13 protein-coding genes, 2 tRNA genes and 1 rRNA gene are annotated in these 26,132 nt (G+C 36.5%); 9 read left to right on the top strand and 7 right to left on the bottom strand.

All coding sequences use genetic code 11. The features are described 5' to 3' along the window. The first annotated feature begins 213 nt into the window (after window positions 1-213). Both FBFL15_RS11785 and FBFL15_RS11780 read left to right on the top strand, forming a co-directional pair. Window positions 214-4,794, top strand: a complete 4,581-nt coding sequence (locus tag FBFL15_RS11785) for a T9SS type B sorting domain-containing protein (protein ID WP_014084807.1) — start codon at window positions 214-216, stop codon at window positions 4,792-4,794. A 216-nt stretch (window positions 4,795-5,010) separates the two neighbouring features. Then, on the top strand, window positions 5,011-9,612 hold the full coding sequence (locus FBFL15_RS11780; RefSeq protein WP_014084806.1) for a T9SS type B sorting domain-containing protein: 4,602 nt from the start codon (window positions 5,011-5,013) through the stop codon (window positions 9,610-9,612). A 472-nt stretch (window positions 9,613-10,084) separates the two neighbouring features. On the opposite strand, the gene FBFL15_RS11775 is transcribed toward FBFL15_RS11780, so the two are convergent. Further along, complete coding sequence (locus FBFL15_RS11775; RefSeq protein WP_014084805.1) at window positions 10,085-10,522, bottom strand: VOC family protein; 438 nt, start codon at window positions 10,520-10,522, stop codon at window positions 10,085-10,087. Between the two features lie 663 nt (window positions 10,523-11,185). After that, entirely contained in the window at window positions 11,186-12,094 is a 909-nt protein-coding gene (locus FBFL15_RS11770; RefSeq protein WP_014084804.1) for a hypothetical protein, read from the bottom strand. Between the two features lie 151 nt (window positions 12,095-12,245). On the opposite strand from FBFL15_RS11770, the gene FBFL15_RS11765 reads away from it, so the two are divergent. Both FBFL15_RS11765 and FBFL15_RS11760 read left to right on the top strand, forming a co-directional pair. After that, window positions 12,246-13,490: a metallophosphoesterase family protein gene (locus FBFL15_RS11765; protein WP_014084803.1), complete on the top strand. Its 1,245-nt coding sequence runs from the start codon at window positions 12,246-12,248 to the stop codon at window positions 13,488-13,490. After that, window positions 13,487-16,573, top strand: a complete 3,087-nt coding sequence (locus tag FBFL15_RS11760) for an SbcC/MukB-like Walker B domain-containing protein (protein WP_014084802.1) — start codon at window positions 13,487-13,489, stop codon at window positions 16,571-16,573. Before FBFL15_RS11765 ends, FBFL15_RS11760 begins: the two co-directional genes overlap by 4 nt. Window positions 16,574-16,611: 38 nt before the next feature. On the opposite strand, the gene FBFL15_RS11755 is transcribed toward FBFL15_RS11760, so the two are convergent. Then, window positions 16,612-16,830, bottom strand: coding sequence for a putative signal transducing protein (locus FBFL15_RS11755; protein WP_014084801.1), 219 nt, complete (start codon window positions 16,828-16,830; stop codon window positions 16,612-16,614). 506 nt (window positions 16,831-17,336) lie between these two features. Between FBFL15_RS11755 and FBFL15_RS11750 the strand changes: the two genes are divergently transcribed. Together FBFL15_RS11750 and FBFL15_RS16595 are read left to right on the top strand one after the other, a co-directional pair. Beyond that, window positions 17,337-18,488 carry an IS110 family RNA-guided transposase gene (locus FBFL15_RS11750; RefSeq protein WP_014084471.1) on the top strand — a complete coding sequence of 384 codons (1,152 nt, stop codon included), beginning with the start codon at window positions 17,337-17,339 and terminating at the stop codon, window positions 18,486-18,488. Continuing rightward, the gene (locus FBFL15_RS16595) at window positions 18,433-18,675 is read left to right on the top strand and encodes a hypothetical protein (RefSeq protein ID WP_044032015.1); all 243 of its coding nucleotides are present in this window, start codon (window positions 18,433-18,435) and stop codon (window positions 18,673-18,675) included. Before FBFL15_RS11750 ends, FBFL15_RS16595 begins: the two co-directional genes overlap by 56 nt. 475 nt (window positions 18,676-19,150) lie before the next feature. Here FBFL15_RS16595 and FBFL15_RS11740 read toward each other — a convergent pair whose 3' ends face one another. From FBFL15_RS11740 to FBFL15_RS11725, 4 genes are read right to left on the bottom strand one after another with little or no spacing between them, the layout of a single operon-like run. Beyond that, window positions 19,151-19,777, bottom strand: coding sequence for a DEAD/DEAH box helicase (locus FBFL15_RS11740; RefSeq protein WP_014084800.1), 627 nt, complete (start codon window positions 19,775-19,777; stop codon window positions 19,151-19,153). A gap of 8 nt (window positions 19,778-19,785) precedes the next feature. Next, the gene (locus FBFL15_RS11735) at window positions 19,786-20,949 is read right to left on the bottom strand and encodes a sigma-54-dependent transcriptional regulator (protein ID WP_014084799.1); all 1,164 of its coding nucleotides are present in this window, start codon (window positions 20,947-20,949) and stop codon (window positions 19,786-19,788) included. Between the two features lie 9 nt (window positions 20,950-20,958). Continuing rightward, on the bottom strand, window positions 20,959-22,248 hold the full coding sequence (locus tag FBFL15_RS11730) for an ABC transporter permease (protein WP_014084798.1): 1,290 nt from the start codon (window positions 22,246-22,248) through the stop codon (window positions 20,959-20,961). Window positions 22,249-22,277: 29 nt separating this feature from the next. After that, window positions 22,278-23,213 (bottom strand): ABC transporter ATP-binding protein, encoded by a 936-nt coding sequence (locus FBFL15_RS11725; RefSeq protein WP_014084797.1) that lies wholly within the window; start codon window positions 23,211-23,213, stop codon window positions 22,278-22,280. 937 nt (window positions 23,214-24,150) lie between these two features. Between FBFL15_RS11725 and FBFL15_RS11710 the strand changes: the two genes are divergently transcribed. The 3 genes from FBFL15_RS11710 (at window position 24,151) to FBFL15_RS11700 (ending at window position 26,007) form a co-directional block, all read left to right on the top strand. After that, window positions 24,151-25,662, top strand: a 16S ribosomal RNA gene (locus FBFL15_RS11710). Between the two features lie 102 nt (window positions 25,663-25,764). Next, a tRNA-Ile gene (locus tag FBFL15_RS11705) sits at window positions 25,765-25,838 on the top strand. Window positions 25,839-25,933: 95 nt separating this feature from the next. Further along, a tRNA-Ala gene (locus tag FBFL15_RS11700) sits at window positions 25,934-26,007 on the top strand. The last annotated feature ends 125 nt before the right edge of the window (window positions 26,008-26,132 follow it).

Below are 26,132 nucleotides of genomic sequence, written 5' to 3'. Positions count from 1 at the left end.
AAAAATATCTTTTAAAATATCGATAAAAAGCTTTATTTTATCGATAAAATACCAATTAAAATGATAAGTTAAAAAATGAATTGTGTTCAAAAAATCATTTAGCGATAAAATATATAATTTTCAATTGCATTTCATCGATAAAAATATACATTTCATCGATTATTTATGAAAAATGTTAGTATCTTTGACTCAACAAAATTAAACATAATAGTCATGAAAACTTTAACAACATTACTAGCACTATTATTAACAATGACCACTTTCTCTCAAAGTATTACTGTTAATACCAACACACATACAGTACCAGAATTAGTTAATAACGTATTGATTAATTCAAATTGTGTTTCAGGATCAAATATCAGCTGGAGTACAGGAACCCAATTTGGTTCAACCAATGGTATTGGATATTTCCAAAATACAAATCCAAACTTTCCTATACAAAGCGGTGTTATTTTGAGCACCGGAAACGTTTTGAATGCAGGAGGGCCAAATAGCAGTTCGTTAAACGATGGCAATGCTTCTTGGACAGGCGATGCTGCCTTGGAGAACACTTTGGCACAATCCAACATAACAATGCACTCTGTAAATGCAAGTGTTTTGGAATTTGATTTTACGCCAATTAGTGCCAATTTTAGCTTCGACTTTGTATTTGCTTCAGAAGAATATGGCAACTTTCAATGTCAATTTTCAGACGCCTTTGCATTTTTATTGACAAATACACTTACAGGCGAAACCACTAACTTGGCAGTAATACCAGGGACCAATTTGCCAATATCTGTTGTAACCATCAGAAATGCAGCATATAACTCTACTTGCGATTCTGCTAATGCCAATTATTTTGGCAAATACAACGGAGGTGCAGCAGCAGCAGGATCAGCAATCAACTTTAATGGACAAACCGTATTGATGACAGCAGGTGCCACTTTGATTCCAAATACGCCTTATCACATCAAACTTGTAATTGCAGATAGAGGGGATTCGTTATCAGATTCTGCTATATTTTTGTCATCAAATAGTTTTAATATTGGACAAAATGTTTTGGGTGCCAATTTGACAAATGCAACGCAAAATGCCGTTTGTTATGGTACCAATCAAGTGATCAACTCTGGATTGGATCCTCAAATTTATAGCTTTGTTTGGAAAAAAAATGGTGTTGTAATTCCTGGAGCCACAAGCCCAAGCTTGACAGTAACTACACCAGGAACTTACAGCTTGACTTATAACAAAATTGTAATGCCTTGTGATGCCGTAACCGATAGCATTGAAGTTGAATATACACCACAAATTACTTTTCCAAATCCAAAAGATTTAAACAAATGCAATACAGGAGCTGCAAGTTATGATTTTGATTTTAACATCAATACAAGTTACATCATTCCATTAAACAACAATACATTAAGTGCAAGCTATTACAGCAATTTGGCCGATGCACAAAATGGAATTAATGCTTTGAGTACTGTATATGCAAGTGCAGGCAATCAAACCATTTATGTAGCAGTAAAAAGTAGTATTACAGGATGTGTAGCCATCAAATCTTTTCAATTGAAAGTAACTACACCGCCAACAGCACACCAACCAAACAATTTAGAAAAATGTGAAAGAGAGTTGAACTCGCATGATGCTTATTTTAACATTCATTCGCAAACACCAAGTATTTTGAATGGTTTGCCAGCAGCAGAATATACTGTAACTTATTATACAAGTTTAGAAGCTGCAAATGCAGGAACAGCTCCGATGTACACCACAAATTATTTAGCTTCAAATGGCACTACCATTTATGCAAGAATGCAAAATAATACCGATGGAGCATGTTATTCTATTACACATTTTCAAATTATTGTACATACTGTTCCAGTAGCACAAACTTTGCAAAGTATCTTACAATGTGATCCTTATGTGTTGCCAGCATTAAGCTATGGAACTTATTATACTGGCCCAAATGGTACAGGCGATATGTTGCATGCAGGCGATGTTTTGACAGAAAGTCAATTGGTTTACATTTATGCTAATAACGGATATTGTGCTACACAATCGCACTTTACTGTAACCATTGTTGATTTGAACCACGTTGGGCCAAACTCAGGTACATACTACGATAATTTTGTGTTGCCATCATCTCAATATGCCAAATATTATACCTTACCAAATGGAGGCGGTACACAATTGTTTGCAGGAAATGTAATAAGCACATCACAAACGATCTATTTGTACTACCAATCAACAACAGGTACATTTTGCCACAGAGAAAGAGAAATTCAATTGACAATTGTACCATCGCCAGTAATTACAAACCCATCAAACGTATTTTCTTGTGATGCTTATATGTTGCCAGAACTTGCCGTTGGAACATACTATGCTGGGCCAAATAAAACAGGCGGTATGATCCCTCCATTTACAGTAATTAATTATACACAAGACATTTATATTTATGCTGAAAGCAATACAACACCAAATTGTACATCTGAAAAACATTTTAAAGTGTATATTGGTTTAGATCAAATGCAAGATGTAAACACTTGTGTACAATATACCTTGCCAGCTTTGCCAATAGGGAATTATTATACAGGAATTGATGGAACAGGCGAACAATTACATGCTGGAGATGCCATTTTTAGCACACAAACCTTGTATGTATATGCTATTTCAAATACAGGATGCTATGACAATGAAGCGTTTACAGTAGATATTGCCTTGCCTATATTATTAGCAACTCCAAATGTTGAAGCGTGTGCCAGCTACACTTTGCCAGAATTAAGTGTTGGGCAATATTATACAGGAAACAATGGATCTGGAGTAGCGCTTCATGCAGGTGATGTAATTACGAGCACAAAAACCATTTATGTATATGTAAACAACAATGACGGATGCCATAACCAAAGATCTTTTGTTGTAACCATTCATCCAAATCCTGTGTTAGATGCCCGTTCTGATATGGATGTGTGTGGTACTTATAAATTAACGCCATTGACAGTTGGAAACTATTATACAGCTCCAAATGGAGGAGGCAGCATTATAGCAGCAGGCACAGTTTTGACAACTACACAAACGATTTATATGCACGCAGTAAGCTCTTTTGGATGTATATCTGACAATCAATTTACGGTAAACATTTATATTACCAATGCAGATGCTCCTGCAAATGTAACACAATGTGATACTTATACCTTGCCAGCATTGACTGCAAACAATAAATATTATACTAAAGCAGGAGGACCAAATGGAACAGGAATAGGGTTATTGGCAGGAAGTGCCATTACAAGCACACAAACGGTTTGGGTATATAAACAAAACATTATCCGTCAAGATTTTATGTGTTATGACGAGCATTCATTTGTAGTAACAATAAACCATACACCATACATCAACACCATTCCAAATGTTAATGCTTGTAACTCGTACACATTACCTAACTTAACAGTAGGAAACTATTTTACACAACCAAACGGAACAGGAACAATGCTACATGCTGGCGACATTATTACAACCAATCAAGATTTGTATGTGTTTGCACAAACTAACACAGTTCCAAATTGTTTTGACGAGAAAAGCTTTCATATAGACATTTACAATGTTAGTGAATTGCCAAACAAATATGTATGCACAGGATATGTATTGCCAAGCATCGAAAAAGGAAAATTTTATACAGGAACCAATGGAACAGGAACATTATTAAATCCAGGTACCATGATTACAAGTACTCAAAAAATCTACATCTTTGGACACTCTCCATTAAATCCAAATTGTTCAGATGAAAGCTCTTTTGATGTAATCAAATTGCCAATGCCAGAGATTCATAATGTACCAGAGGCCAACAGAACTATTTGCGACAACGACGGTGCAAATGATGGACAAGCCAGTTTTGACTTAACAAGTTTAAATTCAATAATATTAGGAAATCAAACGGGATCTGAATTTGAATTGGCTTATTATGGCAATATGGACGACTTGCTTCATAACACAAATCCACTTTCTACAACTTTACTCCATTCTGTTTTCGTAAAACTAATCAACAATCTTGCCCCAGATTGCTATGAATATAAACAACTTAAATTGAATGTAAAAAAACTACCAGAACCAAACCCAACGAATGGAGTAATTTGTGTAGATGAATTGACAGGTGCTATCAAAAATCCTTATACTATTATGAGTACTTTGAGCCCTACGCAATACAGCTTTAATTGGACTTTAAACGGAGTATCTGTTGGAAATCAAAGCTTTATAACTGTTTCTGAACCAGGTGTTTATAGTGTTGTTGCCACCGATTTGCAAACAGGATGTATCTCAAAACCTACACAAGCAATTGTAGAAAAATCTCAAAAAGCACTTGTGGCCTATACCATGGGAGAAGCATTTGATGACAACCAAGACATCACCGTGATTGCAACTGGAAGTGGCGATTATGAATACCAATTGGACAACAGCGAATTTCAAGATGAGCCTGTATTTCATAACCCAACATTTGGCGACCACATCATTAGTGTTAGAGACAAAAATGGATGCGGTATTACTACAAAAGTTGTAATATTGGCCAATCATCCAAAATATTTTACTCCAAATGCAGATGGCATCAACGATACTTGGAATGTAGTCGGATTGAAAGACCAACCTAACGCAACAGTAGATATTTTTGACAGAACAGGAAAATTTATCATCCAAATAAAAACCAACGGAGAGGGATGGGATGGTAACTTTAATGGAGCTTTACTACCATCTGATGACTACTGGTTTGTAGCACATTATATAGAAAAAGGAGAAGCCAAAGAATTCAAATCTCACTTTACTATGAAAAGATAATGGCGGGAGCCGATAACCTATAGCAACTATAAAAGTTTTTATAAACATAATTACTTTTATAGTTGCTTTTTTTGTAAGCTATAATTTTATCGCATATTATATATTCACTATAATATTTAAAATATTTTTTTTCAATACCTAGTTGAAAATTTTAGCATTTTTGCTAGTTATATATCGTATAGTATCGTAATTTTGATATAAACAATAAAACTAATTATGAAAGGTATTTTTTACACTCTAATAGCGTTTTTATTTACATTTGAACTCCATTCACAAAGCATCTCTGTAAGTACAACAACCCATACCATACCCCAGCTCGTAAACAATGTTTTGATTAATTCAAATTGTGTTTCGGCCACGAACATTAGTTCCAAAACAGGTACAAATTTTGGCTCTGTAAATGGTATAGGCTACTTTCAAAATACCAACCCTAACTTTCCCATTCAAAGCGGTGTAATTTTGAGTACTGGAAATGCCTTAAACGCTGTTGGACCAAATAATATGAGCCTCAATGATGGCAATGCCAGCTGGATTGGCGACTCCGATTTGGAAAACACATTAGCTCAATCGGGTATTACCATGCAATCTGCCAATGCCTCGATGCTCGAGTTTGATTTTACGCCCATTGCATCCAATTTTACTTTTGATTTTGTTTTTGCTTCAGAAGAGTATGGCAATTTTCAATGTCAGTTTTCAGATTCGTTTGCATTTTTACTTACCAATACACTCACAGGTGTAACGACTAATTTAGCGGTTGTACCCAATACAAATTTACCCATTTCGGTAGTAACCATTAGAAATAATGCCTTTAATTCTAATTGTGCCTCGGCAAATGCCCAATATTTTGGCAGTTACAATGGTGGAGCAGCAGCTGCCAGTTCGGCAACCAATTTTAATGGGCAAACGGTTTTGATGAATGCTTCGGCCGTGTTAGTTCCCAATACGCCTTATCATATCAAACTTGTTGTTGCCGACCGTTCCGACTCCATGTCTGATTCGGCCATTTTTTTGTCGTCTAATAGTTTTAATTTTGCACAAAATGTTTTAGGCCCAGATATTACGGGCAACAATGCCATTTGTTTTGGTAGTACACACACCATCAACTCGGGATTAAATCCTGCAATTTACAATTTTATTTGGAAAAAAAATGGTGTTGTTTTAAGTGGTCAAACAGGCCCTTCGCTATCGGTTATTGGTCCAGGTACTTACACCCTTACATATAGCCAAATTATTAGCCCTTGCGATGTCAATTCTGATTCTATTGTGGTTGACTTTCTGCCCGAAATCATTACTCCAAATCCCATTAATCTTGGAAAATGCGATGTAGGAACCGGAACCAATAGTTTTAATTTAGCTGCCAACACCTCCGTTGTCAATCCTACAAATAATCCCAATTTTAGTATTTCGTATCACAATACTTTATTGGATGCCAATACCAATGCCAACCCACTTTCTAGCCCATATTCGACTAGTGCTACAAACGAAACCATTTTCATTAGAATTAAAAATAATAACACGGGTTGTTTTACAGTAAAATCTTTTAATCTATTAGTTTCTAGCCCGCCAGTTGCCAATCAACTCAACGATTTAGTCAAATGTGAAAGAACATTGGGTTCCAATGATGCCATTTTTGACTTTAGTGTTCAAAATGCCACCATTTTAGGTACACAATCTGCTACGCTCAATGTCATTTCTTACTACACCTCACAAGCCAATGCCAATTTGGGTATCAATCCAATTGTGGGCGGATTTTTAGGAACAACAGGCACCACTATTTATGCTCGAATCCAAAATTTTTCAGATACTACTTGTTTTGCCACAACCAGTTTTCATTTAATTGTCAAACCAAAACCTAGTGTACCCACACTTCAAAGTGTAGTAGTTTGTTCTGGTTATCCGTTGCCACATTTAACTTCGGGCAATTACTTTACGGGTTCAAATGGAACAGGAACTCCTTTGTTTGAAAATGATTTGATCAATACAATTGGCACAACGACTATTTACATTTATAATAGCAATGGTTCGTGCAATTCAGAAACTAGTTTTACAGTTACCATTATAGACATCAATCAAGTTGGACCACAATCTACAACAGCATGTGATAGTTATACCCTTCCTTTAGTTCCAAATGTTAAATATTATACAGGACCAAATGCGGGATTGCCTTTGATACCAGCCGGCACGGTTATTACCAGTTCGCAAACCATTTACCTCAATTTTCAATCTACCGTTCCACCCATTTGTCAACAAGAAAGAGCCATTACGATTACCATTAATAATGCACCAGTATTACAAGCTGTATCCAATGTTTTTGAATGTACGAGCTATCAACTACCTCCATTAGCAGTTGGCAATTATTATACACAACCCAATGGCGGTGGCACCATGATTCCCGCTTTGACAATCCTTAATAATTCGCAAACCATTTATGTTTATGCTGCTACAAACACCACACCACCGTGTACAGACAGCGATTCTTTTAAAGTTGGTATTGGGTTAGACCCTATACCAGACGTTAGTCGATGTGTTTCTTATACATTGCCTGCATTAACTTTCGGAAAATATTATACACAATCCAATGGCGGCGGTGTAGAACTGCCCGTAGGTTATGTAGTAACGTATTCTCAAGATATATATGTTAGAGCCACCTCGGCAAGTGGTTGTGCCGACGAAGTTTCTTTTCATGTCGACATCATTTTACCTATTGTTGTAGTGCCACAAACCGTTAGCGAATGTGGGGTTTATAATTTGCCCGAACTTAATGCGGGTAATTATTATACACTGCCAAATGGTGGAGGTGTACAACTCCCATTTAACTATCCTGTTACCAATAGCAGAACGGTATATGTGTATATCAACAACGGACTTGGTTGCCAGCATACTATTCCTGTTGCTATTACTATAAAACCTTTGCCCGTTTTAGACCCAAGGGGCGATGTTTCGGCCTGCAACACTTATACCCTTACACCACTAACCATTGGAAATTATTATACTGAAAGTAATGGAGGTGGCAATTTGATACCTTTTAATACGGTTTTAAACCAATCGCAAACGGTTCATATTTATGCTGTAAACAGTTTGGGATGCCCTGCCTCTAATAGTTTTAATGTTTCCATTACCCATACCGTAGCCGACACAAAACCGAATGTAACACAATGCGATCAATATGTTTTAGAAGCCCTAAATCCAGGAAACCGTTATTTTACACACAGTCAAATGAATGGTCAAAACGGACAAGGTATTGAAAAATTTGAAGGTGATGTAATAGAAACAACCCAAACCATTTATATTTATAAAAAAGACAACATTCGTGAAGATTTTTATTGCGAAGACGAAAAAAGTTTTGTTGTAACCATCAACCACACTCCCGTTATCAATCCAATTGCCGATGTATTTACTTGTGATAAATACATACTCCCTCCACTAGAAGTGGGTAATTATTTTTCTGGACCAAATGGTACAGGACAACCCTATCAGGCATTGGATGAAATAACGGAACCTTTTAAAACGCTGTATGTATATGCCGAAACGGGTACGGTACCCAATTGTACGGCACAAGAATTTTTTAATATTACAGTATATAACGTGTCTGAACTGCCCAATGTAACCAACTGTAGTGCTTATGTGTTGCCAACTGTAGCAAGAGGACAATTTTATAACAATCCAAATGCCACAGGACAACCCATAGAACCTGGCACAACCATTACCCAGTCGCAAACATTATATATCATTGCACAATCGCCTTACGCCCCATTTTGTATAGATGTATATCCGTTTGACATTACCATTGTGCCTGCTCCAATTATCCATGCCATACCTGCTGCAAACAGCACCATTTGCGATAATGATGGCCCCAACGACGGCATTGCTAATTTTGATTTAACTACCCTAAACACGATTATTTTGGGCAACCAAAATCCTGCCCAATTTACTTTGCAATATTTTGCCAACATGGAAGATCTTTTGGCCAATCAAAATAGCTTAACTAATACGACTTTGCCTCATGTTTTTGTTAAATTGTCTAGCACACTTACTCCTAATTGTACGTTGATACAACAAATAGACTTGTTTGTAAAAAAACGACCAGAACCTGAATTAAAAAATGGCACTATTTGTATAGATAATCAAACAGGAGCGGTAACCTCGGGTTATACCATTTTGAGTGGTTTAGACCCTAGTTTGCACACCTTTCAATGGTTTTTGGGTACTACACCAATAAGTACAAACAGTTTTATAACGGTAACCCAACCTGGCACTTACAATTTGATAGCTACCAATGTGCAAACGGGCTGCGTTTCTGCACTTACTCCTGTTCAAGTTATTGTTTCTCAACCAGCCTTGGTAACTTATACCACAGGCGATGCTTTTTCGGAAAACCAAACCATAACTATAACTGCTACTGGCACAGGTACAAACGACAATTATGAATACCAATTGGACAATGCAGCCTTTCAATCGAGTCCTACTTTTTATAATGTATCTTTTGGATTGCATTACGTAACCGTCAAAGATAAAAATGGTTGCAGCAACAGCACCATAGAAGTTATTGTTGCCGATTATCCACGGTTTTTTACACCTAATGGTGATGGAATCAACGACACTTGGAACATCAACAACCTAAACGATCAACCCGATGCTTATATTAATATTTATGACAAATATGGTAAATTTTTAATCGAAATAAAACCAAGTGGTTCTGGTTGGGATGGCAATATAAATGGGCGTTTGGCCCCCGCAGACGATTTTTGGTTTGCTGTTTTTTATAAGGAAAACAACACCAACAAGGTTTATCAATCGCATTTTGCAATTAAAAGATAGGGTTGAAAGAATTTTGAAATTGAAAGATTGAAGAATTAAAAAAAAATTTAAATTGAAAAATTACACAAAATTTAGAAATTTAAAGTTGAAATGATTTTTGATTGAAAGATTTTATAGCAATAAAATATGGGAATAAACCTTTGTCGAATTGGATTAATTTGGCAAAGGTTTTTTTTTGGAGGTTGAGGTGTACTATTTATCAATACATTTTGGCTTTCAAAACTTTATTATATCCTCAAGGGTGGGGCGTTAATTTTGAAAGAAAATAATAATACCAAATATACACATAAAATAGTCCAATCTATTGGTTCTTTTTTGCTAAAAGGAGTCAAAAAAAATAGTTCCGTAGCCTAGCTATGCAACGATTTTTTTGAAAATTTTTTCTAAAAAATAACTACGCATTTTTGGACTATTTTATAAATATATTTGGTATAAGTAAAAAGGTGGTATTGTGTAATCGAGTTGTTTTTTTTTAAAGTTGTCCTTTATAATTGGGGTCGTAGTCCACCATCCATTCTATGCCATACTTGTCTCTAAACATACCAAAGTAGGACCCCCAAGGGCTGTTGTCTATTGGCATTTCGATTTGGCCTCCTGCCGAAAGGCCATGAAATAATTTGTCGGCCTCTTCTTTGCTCTCGGCACTGATAGAAATTTTGCTTCTGTGTTCGTTTTCGTTGGTGGTACCCATACATTCGGGTACATCGTTGGCCATTAAAACGTTATTGCCAATTGGTAATGCAATGTGCATGATTTTATTAGCTTCTTTTTCTGACACAGGAAATTCTGGGCTGGCCATGTCTTTGAACCGCATGATTTTTGCAAAAGAACCACCAAAGACGGATTGATAAAAAAGGAATGCTTCTTCGGCATTGCCATTAAAATTGATGTAAGGATTTATGAGTGCCATAATTTTATTTTAAATAGTTTGACATATTATTGTGTTTTACAAATATAAATAAAAATGGAATATATAATGGATTTTTTATTTGAGGTACAATTTTTAGTTTTTGAATTTTTTGTAAAACCAAAATTTTTCATCATTCCATCATTCCATCTTTCAATTTTTTGAATCTTTCAATCATTCCATCATTCCATCTTTCAATCATTGAATCTTTCAATTTTTCAATCATTCCATCATTCCATCATTCCATCATTGAATCTTTCAATTTTTCAATTTTTCAATCATTCAATCATTCAATCATTCCATCTTTCCATCTTTCAATTTTTCAATCATTCAATCTTTCAATCTTTCAATCATTCCATCTTTCAATTTTTCAATTTTTTGAATCTTTCAATCTTTTTCAAAACCATTGGTATCACAGACTGTTGCAGCGGTTTAGCCCAGACGGCAGTGGCATCCTTTTTGTTTTTGCCCCCGCTTTTTTTTGGGGCAAAAACAAAAAGATATAACGGACGGCTGGAACTGTCCATGGGTGAAAAGGCCAAAAGTAGCTGCTTCTAATAATTGTTGTTTTGATTTTTTTTTTAGGAATGAAGCTCATTAGTACTGTATAAAACAAAAAGCTACCGTATTGATTGTTAGTACGGTAGCTTTTTTATCAACTAATAATTACCTTCTTCTTCCATGTCCAAGGCTTCCGCCTTGTTCTCTTTGTCCTTTTTGTCTTCTTTGTCCTCCTCCATAATTGCCTGTACTATATGGTCTGTTGTTGCCTCTGTTTTGATTTGAATAATGGTATGTATTTTCTTGTTTCTGTCTGTTGTCTCTGTGGTTATATCCGTTGTTTGGATGTGGTTTGTAATAAACATTTGTTTGGTGTCTATTTGGCAAATATAGATTTCGGGAATAGGTCACCCTTAGGGTGTGGCAAGGCTGATAGTAGTATCGATGAGGGGCACAGCGGTTGTAAAAAATGGTGTATCCAAATGGGCGCCAAGGTTTCCACCAGCGGGGGTAGTAGCCGTAGTAGTGTGGCGATGTCCAAGGGACGTAGCGTGGTGCAAACATGATTTGGACGCATGGCCAAAACCAAACATTTATGCCAAATGTGGTGGTTTGTATGTCAAATCCATTTGGGCCTTTGCCTATGGGGTTATACGATTCATTTATTGCTATGGGTTCGATAATGGTGTTGGGGGTATATAATTGATCGTCGCCCATGATTTGAAGTATGGCTTCTTGGTTTCCAGTGCGTTCTATGCCAATGGTGGCAATATCTTGGTTGGTTGTGTTGGACAAATAGGTGCTCAAAACTACAACGTGTGCGTTGTTGTCTATCATTTCATCTACTTGAATGTAATCGATTTGACCGTCTTGGTTCAAATCCAAATTGTTGATGCCTTGTTGTTGGTCGTTGATTAATGTTTCGAAATTTTCTAGTGAATGGGCGTTTTTAAATACGGCCAAAGCCCCTTCTAAGCTGAATTGGTCCCCAGCTAGGGAAGGATTTTGATATTCTTGAGCAAGTCCAATTGTGGAGCAGCCCATAATGAGCATACAAAGGAGTGGTAGTTTCATGGCTTATCATTTTTAGTAATAGCTTTTAGACGTTTGAAATAAGATTTGGTTTAAAGCTAAAGGTTTATTTAGGTATTTTTTAACATATTCGATTGAATATGGTGGTTTTTTGAAGATTTAAAATACTATTTTTGTTTTTTAATTTATCAAAATGGGACTCAAAATTTTGCATACCGCCGATTGGCATTTAGGAAAAAAGTTGGATGATTTTTCAAGATTGGAAGAACAGCAATTGGTTTTGGACGAAATATGTCAAATTGCAGATGCCAATCAAGTGGATATAGTGTTGATAGCGGGCGATTTGTTTGACACTTTTAACCCCTCGGCAGAGGCTCAGGATTTGTTTTACAAAACGGTACATCGATTGTCTAAAAATGGTTCGAGGGCCGTAATTGCAATAGCGGGCAACCACGACAAGCCCGAGCGTATAGAGGCACCGCACCCCTTGGCAGAAGCCAATGGAATTCTTTTTTGTGGTTTTCCAAATACGGTTATTCAACCTTTTACAACAGATTCGGGCATGGCGGTTACACGGTCTGACGAAGGTTTTTTGGAACTGAAAATGCCACATAACCCAACGCCTTTTCGACTGATTTTTACGCCTTATGCCAATGAAATAAGGCTAAAAACAGCCTTGAATACCGCTACTAACGAGCAAGCGTTGGGCGATTTATTGCAACAAAAATGGCAGTTGTTGGCAGCTGCATATTGTGATACCGAAGGAGTAAATTTTTTGATGGCTCATTTGTATTTTATGAAAAAAAATGGCCCAATGGAAGCAGAGCCCGATGGCGAAAAGTCTATTTTGCACATTGGCGGGGCACCTCCTGTGTTTACAGATCAAATTCCGCCACAAATTCAATATACAGCGCTTGGACATTTGCACCAATATCAATGTGTAGATGATAGCGTTGCCCCTGTTTTGTATAGCTCTTCGCCTTTGTGTTATAGTTTTTCTGAGGCAGGGCAAACCAAAAAAGTAGTGATTATAGAAGCCGAATGCAACCAAAAGGCCACCTATTTTTCGGTTGATTTGAAACAAGGGCGGCCTCTTTTGCGTCGAACCTTTAGTGCTATTGCCGATGCAGTAGATTGGTTATTGAACCATCAAAATGCTTATGTAGAACTAACCATTTTAACCGAAAATTATATAGATGGTGCCGACAGAAAGCAATTGGCCGATGCACATCCATATATTATAGATGTTATTCCGCAAATTGTGGGGAGTAATGACAATAACCATTTGACGGCCATCAACCCTTTTTTGATAGACGAAACCCAAAATATGGAACAGCTGTTTTTAGATTATTTTAAATACAAACACAACAATGCCGAGCCAACGGATGCTTTATTGGATTTATTGAAAGAAGTTATCCATCAAAACGATACAATATGATACCTAAAATACTAAAAATAAAAGGCTTATATTCATTTACAGAAGAGCAAACCATTGATTTTTCAAAACTTATCGAGGCCCAACTCTTTGGTATTTTTGGTGCTGTGGGCTCTGGAAAATCTACCATTTTAGAAGCCATTTCGTTTGCGATTTTTGGTAAAACAGAACGTTTTTCGACCACGGGCGACGATAGGTACTACAACATGATGAACCTTAAATCCAACGAAACTAAAATAGATTTTACCTTTGTAGCTGGAAAAGCCAATAAAACATACCAATCGATTAGCATCTTTAAAAGGCATAAAACAAAATTTGATGAGGTAAAAAACCAACCAACTCAATTTTATGAAATTATAGATAACCAGCAAGTTCCCGTTGAACACGAGGTGATATTGCACGAAGTTGGGGTTTCTTATAACAATTTTAAACGAACAATTATTATTCCGCAAGGTAAGTTTAGAGAGTTTTTGGAACTGATACCTAGCGAAAGAACCAAAATGCTTAAAGAACTTTTTGGTTTGTATAAATACGATTTTTCCGATAAAACAAACAAACTCCAAGCGACCAATAACCATCAAAGAGACACAATTGCGGGACATTTGCAATCGTTTTTGCATGTGAATACAGCAAATATCAACCAGCTTCAGATAGATTTATCGGGTGTAGAACATCATTTTTTGAAACTCAAAAACGATTTGTCAGTATTAGAGGAGGTGATTCATCAAAACACTATCCTTAAAGAAAACAGGTCGAAACTAGCTGCATTGAAACTTGTTTTTGAAAAAAATGCAATACAAAAAAAACAAGATGATAGCTTAGAAAAGGAGATTGACACGTTTGAAAAATACCAATCTATTTTCAATCAAGTTTTTGTGTCTTTAAGAGAAGTTCGGGATCATTTTGAAAGTAAACAACAAAGTTACAATCATGTTGGGGCAGCTATTTTGAGCAAGGAACAAGAAATAGCTGAAATTTTGCCCCAATTGGAAACACTTGAAGCACAGAATCAAACGCATGAAAGTGAAAAACAAAAAGCAATTGAACTTGATAAAATGTCGGAAATTATAGATTTGCTAAAAACACAATTGACTTTGAATCTTAAAAATGCCGATTTTTCCAAAAAAATAACAGCCATACAACAGGAAATCCAATACAAACAAGGATTTATACAACAATTAATGGAAAGCAATATGCAGCTCAAAACTGCCATTTTTCCAGAATCAATGTGGTATCAATTAAAAATTTGGTATGATGCTTTGAGGCAAATCAATCAAAATATTCAAAAGCACAACACCGAATGGGACAACTTACAAAAGCAACAAGTTGCTGTAAAGGAGTGGCTTCAAGTGACTAACTTTGGGGTTTTTGAACCAAATTTCGCACAACTTTCAGAAGATTATACTTATGATGAGTTTGAAAAAATAGTAGCAATTACTCAAAAGCAATGGCAAGATGCGGTTTATGTTTTGAAAGACAATCTTTCAAAAACACAAATCAAACACGAGTTAAGTGTATTTTCTTTACATTTACACGACGGAAAACCTTGTTTGTTGTGTGGTGCCACCACGCATCCCAATCCGTTGAAACCAATAGACAACCATGACGAAATACTTGATTTGGAACAAAAAATAAACCATCTCGAAAAAGCCATCCAAGATTTATGGGTTTGGAACCAAAAAATGAGGCAAAATTGGGAAACAACAACAGTTATACAATCAAAATTGCTGACAATTCAAAATGAAATAAGTAGCTTGGAAAATCAAAAAACAGTTTTGATAACTCAAATGCCCGACCCCAATTTTGCGCCTGAAGACGAAGAAAAATTGATTGTTATTGAAAAAGAATCTCAGCAAAATCAAAAAAAATTAAATCAAAACCTAACTTTAATTGACGAAGCCACGAGTGCTTTAGTAGCACAACAAAAGGAATTGGCCACCGCTATCGATCGTTGGAACGAGTTGAAATTGGAAATCAATGCCGCCGAAACAACCATGGCTATCAAAAAATCGGAAGTTCGTATCTTAAACGTAAATGACTATTCAAACCAAGATAAAAACCAAATTATTGCAGCAAAAAATCAAATTATTGCCCAAATAGCACAAAACGAAAGCGACTTAAAACAATTACTTTTAATAAAATATGAAGCAGAAAACGAACTTTTAATATTAAAAGGGCAATTGCAAAGTTTGGAACATATTTTGGCCGAAATAAAATTTGAAGAATCCAAACACAACCAAACATTACAACTAAAATTAGCTGAAAATCAATTGGATAGGGCAGAAGTTGTACGTGTTTTGAAACAAAAATGGAACACAGTTGAAGAACGAAAAAAAATAGCCGAAACCCGAGCTACTTATCATAAACTTGAAGGGGAAATAACAGCACTTCAAAAAGTTGTTGATACTCAAGTGTTTGATAATGAATTGTTTGAAAAACAAAACACCCAATACAGGGCCATGAAAACGGATTTGGATATAACCAATCAAAAAATTGGCAAAATTGCGGATAATATCAAAACACTACAATCACAGCTTATCGAAAAAAACAAATTAGAACAACAACTCCATCAATTGGAAATCAGGGCCGAGAATTTAAACATTTTATCAAAACTCTTTCGTGCCAATGGTTTTGTAGAATTTGTTTCAAAACGCTATCTAAAAAATGTTATTGCCTTGGCAAACAGCCGTTTCCATATTATGGTGCGACAAAAATACCAATTGGAAATGGACGAAAATGGCCATTTTTTGGTTCGTGATTTTTTAAACGGTGGCAAAACCCGTTTGTTAAAATCCCTTTCGGGGGGGCAAATTTTCCAGGCCGCCTTGTGCTTGGCCTTAGCCCTGTCCGAAAGTATTCAGAAAAATGCCAATATCGACCAGCACTTTTTCTTTTTAGACGAAGGTTTTGGAAGTTTGGACAAAGATAGTTTGCAAATTGTTTTAGAAACATTGAAATCATTGCAAAAAGAAAATAGAATTGTAGGGCTAATATCACACGTAGAAGACTTGCAGCAAGAGGTAGATGTGTTTTTGCACATCCGCAACGACGCTTCAAAATCGAGCGTTATAGATACCAGTTATTAAAAAAAGGGATTTACAAAAACTTGTAAATCCCTTTTTTTTTACAAACTCATTCTAAAAGCTTCTATGATAGGATTTGCTTTATTGTAGTCTGTTTCTTGTATAAATACTTCAACGGCCAAATCTGTATTGCCAAAACCCGCCAACCTTGCCGATTGGATATTGTTTTTTATCACCGTTGCAATTCCCGCAGCCTCAATTTTTGTTTGAAGTGCTTGAGCCAAAATTTCGCTCCCAGAAAATATCTTGATTAATGCCATCTTCTTTATTTTTATAGATTAATTTTTTATAATATTATTGTAAATACTTGATATTCAGCACGATATTTATACAATTTTCAACATCAAATGTGTCATTTTTTTGGTTGTATAGCTTTTTGTTGTAGCCCATCCAGCATTCCGTTTCAAGTCCTCGCCCCAAAAGGGTTTTTTGTTTGCCACAAAAGGAGCTTCCGCTGGTCGCTCTTTTGCAGCAACAAAAAAATCCCTTTTGGGGCTGCGGGCTCATATCTTTGCATCTGATAATAATTTACAAAAAAATTGTATTTTTGAAAATTAAAAATTGATAATAGATAACAAAACAAAGTTGCATAATTGTTTGCGGGCTAAATACATTTAATGATATTCATGCGAAAGGAAAATCCACTTTGTTTTTATTACAAAATAACCACAATTAGTACTTAAGCACTATACTATTTAGTTTAGATGTTGTATAAAAAATGAGCAAAGGTAAATGTAATATTTTGTTATCCTAAAAAGAAATAATTATGAGCATTAAGTATTCAGTAGGATTGGACGTTGCAAGTAAAAAAATTGATATTTGCATGTCTGTAATTGATTGTAATCAAAAAGTAACTGTAGTAGCAAGTACTTCATTTCCAAACACTTTGAAAGGATTTCAGAGCATGGACGAATGGATTGTCAAAAAGAAAAAGTTGCAAGAAATTCCCTTGGTTATGTGCATGGAGGCTACAGGTGTTTATCACGAAAATTGTGCCCTTTATTTTTCAGAAAAAAAGTATGCCGTTTCCATTATTTTGCCAAATAAGGCAAAGCATTATTTAATTTCTTTAGGATTAAAATCTAAAAACGACAGCATTGATGCCAAAGGATTGTCAAAAATGGGAGCAGAACAATGTTTGGAACTTTGGCAACCCATGGGTAAGTTGTATTATGAATTGCGACAATACACAAGACAGTATCAAAATTTACAAGATCAAAAAACAGTCATTAACAATCAACTCCATGCTTTAGAAAACAGCATGTATATGAGTGAAATGATGATAAACCAACAAAAGGCAATCATTGAATTGTTCAACGAACAGCTTAAAGAGCTTGAAAAATTAATGAAAAATTTGATTAATTCAGACCAGGTTCTAAAACAAAAAGTGGACAACATTTGCAAAATAAAAGGGATTGCATTGCTTAGTGTATCAACCATTATAGCTGAGACAAATGGCTTTGAATTGTTCAAAAATTACAAGCAATTAGTGTCGTATGCTGGATTTGATGTTGTTGAAAGAGAATCTGGGATGAGTGTTGGAAAGACAAAAATTTCTAAAAAAGGAAATAGTCGTATTCGTAGGGCTTTGTTTATGCCAGCATTTGTAGCTATAAAATATAAAGAAAAACCATTGGTGAGTTTATATGAAAGGACATTTGCAAAACATGGCATAAAGATGAAAAGCTATGTAGCAGTTCAAAAAAAACTATTGGTTTTAATATATCATATTTGGAAGAAAAATGAACCCTATAATCCTGATTATAAAAAAGATAGCCCCGAAATGAATTCCGAGGCTATACAAGATAACAGCTTAAAAAGCGGTTTCTCAGAGGTGCAAAATTATGAAAAAAAAGAAGATAATGAAACAAAAGATAAAAAAAAAGAAAAAATACATAGCCATTGTGAAGTTGCGTAACAACGCTGATGGAACAGCAAAATGTCTAAAATACAGGTTCGATGATTTAATAAAATTCACACTATTTTTAGACACAAATTGGTCAGAGTGGAAGTGGTTTAATTTATATTCAAATAAAGAAGAAAACAAAGGAATGCAGATTGGCAATTATACAAAAAATAACAAACCAACAACAAGAAATGTCTAATTCTTTTTTAAACTCTTATAAAAAAACTGCCCAATTAATAAATTAAAGGAGCAGTAAAATGAATTTCATTTTTGCATGGCAAAAGTACAAAAAAATAGAAAGTATGACCTGAAATGATTCAATTAATGACATTCATTTTTGCACCATCCATCAAAAAAACAATATTAAAAACGAATTAAATGAAAATAAAAAAAAGTCAATTTTTTATGAAAATTATGGAAAAAAAATTTGGATTTTAAGATAGTACCTTTACACTACATTCTGGGCTAGTGTGTTCCCGTTTTCAAATCAAATCCAAATTTTGCAATCATATAATATTTTCTTTAGTAAATTTTATCAGATATATTTATAAAGGAGCTCCTTAAAAAACTAGACACTTATTTTTTGAAAAATAGTTGTCAAAATCTAATTTCAATCCCCTAGTAAATTTCATTTTTTTCATATAAAAACACAAATGCTATACCAAATTTTGGTATTATTCCTCTTCCAACGAATCAAACTCAAACACCAATGGCTCTAGCATCATTTTATCGGCCAAAATAGCTATTCGCTCCGTATATAAATCCGAAAACAGGATACGCTGTGTTTTGGCAATGCTATTTGAAATCCGCATAATTTTGGTGTCGTGCCTCATTTTCAACAGACTATCGGCATCGTCTAAAACAAACATTTTGAGCCTATTAACATTATATCCAGCCGTCGAAAACATGTCGTTGAGTCGGGTAGGGGTACCAATCAACACATCAATACCCGCCGAAATATAATTTTTATCATAATCCAAATCGCCTTTGTCATGCACGCCATATACCCTCAAATTGGTATAGCGTCCCAATTGTTCAAAAAGTTGTTCCATTTCCAAAACCTTGGCTTTATCGGCCACCATGATTAAGGCTCTTGGCGATTCTTCTCCTTCGTCCACCAATCGTTGGATAACATGAATTACAATAGTTGTCGTTTTGCCACTGGCTGGATCTGCAATTACAATACAGTCTGCGCCACTTTTTAAGGCCGAAAATGTTTCTTGTTGCAAATCATTGGCTGTTGCTAAGCCATTTTCTATCAAGGCTTGTTGCAGCTTTTCGTTTATTTTTTTCAATTTCATTTTATGGTTTATTTGCTCGCAAAAAGATTAACATCTTGTTCCGATATTTCTTGTCCGCCCAATATGATCAAACGTTCTACTACATTTCGTAACTCTCTAATGTTGCCCGTCCAATCGTATGCTTTCAACAATTGGATGGCATTGGGCATAAATATTTTGGGTACATTACCTTGCTCTTCCGATATTTTTTTTGAAAAATGTTCAATCAACAATGGAATATCTTCTCGACGGTCGTTTAGTGACGGCACTTTTATCAAAATTACGGCCAGTCTATGATATAAGTCTTCTCTAAATCTCCCTTCGGCAATCTCTTTTTTCAAATCTTTGTTTGTTGCTGCAACAACCCTAACATTTACTTTAATGTCTTTGTCGGCACCCACCCTTTGAATTAAATTTTCTTGCAAAGCCCGCAATACTTTAGCCTGTGCTGCAAGGCTCATGTCGCCAATTTCATCCAAAAACAGTGTACCGCCATCTGCTGCTTCAAACTTGCCCGCTCGGTCTTTTACAGCCGAGGTAAAAGCCCCTTTTACGTGTCCAAACAATTCACTCTCAATAAGTTCAGATGGTATTGCCGCACAATTTACCTCAATCAGCGGAAATCCCGATCGATCACTTTTTTCGTGCAATTGATGGGCAACCAGCTCTTTTCCTGTTCCATTTGGGCCCGTTATCAAAACCCGTGCTTCTGTTTGTGCCACTTTTTCAATCATGAGTTTAATATGGTTGATAGCTTCGCTATGTCCAATCATTTCATAATGCTTACTTACTTTTTTCTTCAATATTTTATTCTCTACCACCAGTTGTTTTCTGTCCAACGCATTTCTAACGGTGTTCAACAACCGATTCAAATCGGGCGGTTTCGATATATAATCAAAAGCACCTAACTTCATCGTTTGAATGGCTGTTTCCATATCGCCATGACCAGAAATCATTACAACAGGTATCTCGGGTTTTATCTTTTTTACGGCTTCTAATAGTTCTACTCCATCCATTTTCGGCATTTTGATGTCGCATATAATCAAATCATAATCCGTATTTTTTATTTTTTCCAATCCTATTATTCCGTCTGACGCATCTTCTACTTTGTAACTATCATTTTCCTCAGATAATATTTTTACTAACACCCGTCTAATAGCTGCTTCGTCCTCTATTATTAATATTTTACTCATAATTTTTTTCTAATATTTCAACCATTTATACAACTCTTTCCATGTTGGTTTTTTACCATACATCAATATACCAACACGATAAATTTTGGCTGCAAACCATACTACAAATACAAAAGTAGCATATAATATTACTACCGATAGTACAATTTGATACCAAGGCACTCCAAAGGGTATTCGCATCATCATCACTATTGGAGATGTAAGCGGCACCATCGAAAACACAAGGGCTACGGTGCCATTTGGATCATTCAAAACACTAAAAAAACCAACATAAACTCCTAGCATCAAGGGCAAAATGATGGGCAATAAAAATTGCTGAGAATCTGTTTCTGAATCTACCGCCGCCCCAATTGCAGCATATATAGAGCTATATAAAAAATAACCTCCCGTAAAATATATGACAAAACAACTTAAAATTGTAAGTTTTGGCAATTTCCAAATCTCTAAAAAATAAGTCTGAATCAGTAGTGCCAACTCCGATTTGGAACTCCCTATCATTTCTGGCTCTAGGGCAGATGCAGCCCCCAACGGCACATGAAAAATTACCGACAACACAAAAAATAATAGCCCACCCAATAAGGCCCAAATCATAAACTGAAGCAAACCTGCCAAAGCATTCCCAATGATTTTTCCCATCATCAACGTAAATGGTTTTACAGACGAAATAATGATTTCTATGATGCGATTCGTTTTCTCCTCTATCACACTTCGCATAACGGTATTCCCATATATAATAATAAACATCATTATCAAATACCCAAATCCTGCTCCAATCCCAACTTTCAATTCATTCAACCCTTTTACCGTTGCCTCTCCAGACGATTTTATCAATTGTATCGATACTTTTGCCTGCGCTTGCTTTATCGCCTCCAAATCCAAATGGGCTTTTGCATAATTCTGATTCGTAATTTTTCGAGCAATAGTTTGCTCTATTGTATTCACAAACTCCAAACTCGGACTGTCCTTAGATATATACGACATTTTTTCCGAACCCGTTTTTGGAATAAGCAACAAGCCTTCATAACTATCCCGAAGCATTCTATCCTTCAATAAACTAACCGAAATCATCGAAAAATCAACATACTGATACTGCTCATCACTCTCAAACTCCGAATAAAACAATCCCGTTTCATCATGTATAGCAATCGTTTTCTTGTCAGATTTCATACTGGCCAAATAACCCACAAAAAACGCCAACCCAATCATCATCAACGGACTCAAAAAAGTCATGATAATAAAGGACTTATTCCTTACCTTTGCTATAAATTCTCTCCTTATTATAATCGATAATATACTCATATAAAATAATGTTTTGGTCTATTAATGGTTTACAATTGCATACTTGGTGCCACTGTCTGTATAAAAATATCATTGATACTAGGTATCTTCTCTACAAAATGGGTTACTTGCCCTCGCCGTGTCAATACCTGCAACAAGTCATTTGGCAATCGAGCATCTAATGCAACCTCCAATTTCAATTCATTTTGAAGCGATTTAAAATGAGCTGGCGAAATCTGGAATTGTTGTGTCAAATCATACATCAAACCCTCCACGTTATCTGTCAATATGCCAATTTCAAATCTGTTCGTTTTATGTGCCCGCTTCACATCGTCTATTTTTCCTTCAATCAACTTGTTCGATTGGTGTATCAATGCAATATGATCACAAAGCTCTTCAACACTTTCCATTCGGTGTGTCGAAAATATAATCGTAGCACCATGGTCTCTCAAAGCCAGTATTTCGTCTTTTATTATATTAGCATTCACAGGATCAAAACCCGAAAAAGGCTCATCAAATATCAACAACTTCGGACGGTGCAACACACACACAACAAACTGAATTTTCTGTGCCATACCCTTCGATAATTCCTGTATTTTCTTATGCCACCAACCTTTTATATCCAACCTGTCAAACCAATACTCCAGCTGCTGCGTCGCCTCCGCCTTAGACAAGCCCTTCATTTGTGCCAAATACAAGCACTGTTCTCCCACCTTCATCGTTTTATACAATCCACGCTCCTCTGGCAAATAACCAATATGCTGCACATGCTTTGGCTGCAACGGCTCTCCATCCAAAAGCACTTCACCACTATCAGGCATCGTAATCTGATTAATAATTCGTATCAACGATGTTTTTCCAGCTCCATTAGGACCCAATAACCCATAAATACTACCCTTCGGAACCCGCAACGAGACATCATTCAATGCCGTATAATCCCCATATTTTTTAATAACGTTACCAACTTCTAAAATGTTACTCGACATAAACTTAAAATTTGCCGTAAAAGTAAACAATTTTATACGATCCACATTTCAATCACCCCAAAAAAAAACTAACAACCGCCCCAATACAAATCCCACCTATATATATAGGTAACCGCAAAACCTAAACAATAGTAGCAGAGCCCTGCGGTTTACAAAGAGCCATATTCCCGCTTTCCGTTACAATCTTTTGTTTTTTAAAGGAAAAAAACAAAAGGATTTCCACTACAATCGGGGCTATTTTAGGGAGTACCTTTTTTTCAAACCAAAACCAGGGGTTACAAGAAGCGAGAAATAAGCTGTAACATATTGAAAACGAGGTATAATAAAAAAAAAGCAAAAAAAAGGTTAAAAAAAGCTTGTATAAGCCAAAAGAAGTGCTACCTTTGCACCCGCAATAAGCGATAAGCATTTTTGAAATAAGGGTAAAAAAAAGATTTAAAAAAAGTCAAAAAAAGTTTGCCAGAATAAAAAAAAGGTTTACCTTTGCACCCCGCAAAAGAGGGATAATAAATTTGAAATCACGGCAAAAAAAGATTTAAAAATAAATCAAAAAAAGTTTGCCAGAAACAAAAAAGTTATTTACCTTTGCACCCCGCAAAAGAGCGATAAAAAATTTGAAATCACGGCAAAAAAGATTTAAAAATAAATCAAAAAAAGTTTGCCAGAAATAAAAAAGATTATTACCTTTGCACCCCGCAAAAGAGCGATAAAAAATTTGAAATCACGGCAAAAAAGATTTAAAAATAAATCAAAAAAAGTTTGCCAGAGACAAAAAAGATTATTACTTTTGCACCCGCTTCGAGAGGGGCGAAAAATAAGAAGAAATGTTCATAGACATATTGAATTGACAGCCGTTTTAACAGCAATGTTAAAACACAAAAAAAAGAGAGTAAGCGTTTAGTAAAAAGACGTACATCGCAAATAATATAAAAAATATACGATGAAGAGTTTGATCCTGGCTCAGGATGAACGCTAGCGGCAGGCTTAACACATGCAAGTCGAGGGGTATAGTAGCAATACTAGAGACCGGCGCACGGGTGCGTAACGCGTATGCAATCTACCTTTTACATAGGGATAGCCCAGAGAAATTTGGATTAATACCTGATAGTATGTGATGATCGCATGGTTTTCACATTAAAGTACCAACGGTAAAAGATGAGCATGCGTCCCATTAGCTAGATGGTAAGGTAACGGCTTACCATGGCTACGATGGGTAGGGGTCCTGAGAGGGAGATCCCCCACACTGGTACTGAGACACGGACCAGACTCCTACGGGAGGCAGCAGTGAGGAATATTGGACAATGGGCGCAAGCCTGATCCAGCCATGCCGCGTGCAGGATGACGGTCCTATGGATTGTAAACTGCTTTTGTACAGGAAGAAACACTTCTACGAGTAGAAGCTTGACGGTACTGTAAGAATAAGGATCGGCTAACTCCGTGCCAGCAGCCGCGGTAATACGGAGGATCCAAGCGTTATCCGGAATCATTGGGTTTAAAGGGTCCGTAGGCGGTTTGATAAGTCAGTGGTGAAAGCCCATCGCTCAACGATGGAACGGCCATTGATACTGTTAGACTTGAATTATTAGGAAGTAACTAGAATATGTAGTGTAGCGGTGAAATGCTTAGAGATTACATGGAATACCAATTGCGAAGGCAGGTTACTACTAATGGATTGACGCTGATGGACGAAAGCGTGGGTAGCGAACAGGATTAGATACCCTGGTAGTCCACGCTGTAAACGATGGATACTAGCTGTTGGGGGCAACTTCAGTGGCTAAGCGAAAGTGATAAGTATCCCACCTGGGGAGTACGTTCGCAAGAATGAAACTCAAAGGAATTGACGGGGGCCCGCACAAGCGGTGGAGCATGTGGTTTAATTCGATGATACGCGAGGAACCTTACCAAGGCTTAAATGTAGTTTGACCGATTTGGAAACAGATCTTTCGCAAGACAAATTACAAGGTGCTGCATGGTTGTCGTCAGCTCGTGCCGTGAGGTGTCAGGTTAAGTCCTATAACGAGCGCAACCCCTGTTGTTAGTTGCCATCGAGTGAAGTCGGGAACTCTAACAAGACTGCCAGTGTAAACTGTGAGGAAGGTGGGGATGACGTCAAATCATCACGGCCCTTACGCCTTGGGCTACACACGTGCTACAATGGACGGTACAGAGAGCAGCCACTACGTGAGTAGGAGCGAATCTACAAAACCGTTCTCAGTTCGGATCGGAGTCTGCAACTCGACTCCGTGAAGCTGGAATCGCTAGTAATCGGATATCAGCCATGATCCGGTGAATACGTTCCCGGGCCTTGTACACACCGCCCGTCAAGCCATGGAAGCTGGGGGTGCCTGAAGTCGGTGACCGCAAGGAGCTGCCTAGGGTAAAACTGGTAACTAGGGCTAAGTCGTAACAAGGTAGCCGTACCGGAAGGTGCGGCTGGAACACCTCCTTTCTAGAGCTTATTGTGATAGCGCAAGCAACAATAAGAGAAAGATGTAAATAAGATTACAAAACATTACTCTCGCTGTTAGTTCAACATAATAAAAAAAAACAGAGTCTCGTAGCTCAGCTGGTTAGAGTACTACACTGATAATGTAGGGGTCCCCAGTTCGAGTCTGGGCGGGACTACAAACGTTCATATACAAAAGAAGGAAATTCTAGGGTTGAAAAATTACGAATTACAAAAAATTCCTAATTCATAATTCACAATTCATAATTAAATTGGGGGATTAGCTCAGCTGGCTAGAGCGCCTGCCTTGCACGCAGGAGGTCATCGGTTCGACTCCGATATTCTCCACAAAAGCCTCCCAACCCCCGAAGGGGGAGTTGACAACTAGTTTCTCATTGGGAGCTAGGGGGCTGGAAAGTTCATTGACATATTGAGATAAAAACATTTAAAAAGTAGAAAGTAGATACGCGATT

The organism is Flavobacterium branchiophilum FL-15, from assembly GCF_000253275.1.
GTDB classification, from domain to species: Bacteria; Bacteroidota; Bacteroidia; order Flavobacteriales; family Flavobacteriaceae; genus Flavobacterium; species Flavobacterium branchiophilum.
Note: the sequence above shows the minus strand (reverse complement) of the source record. Positions and strands in the feature narration are given on the sequence as shown.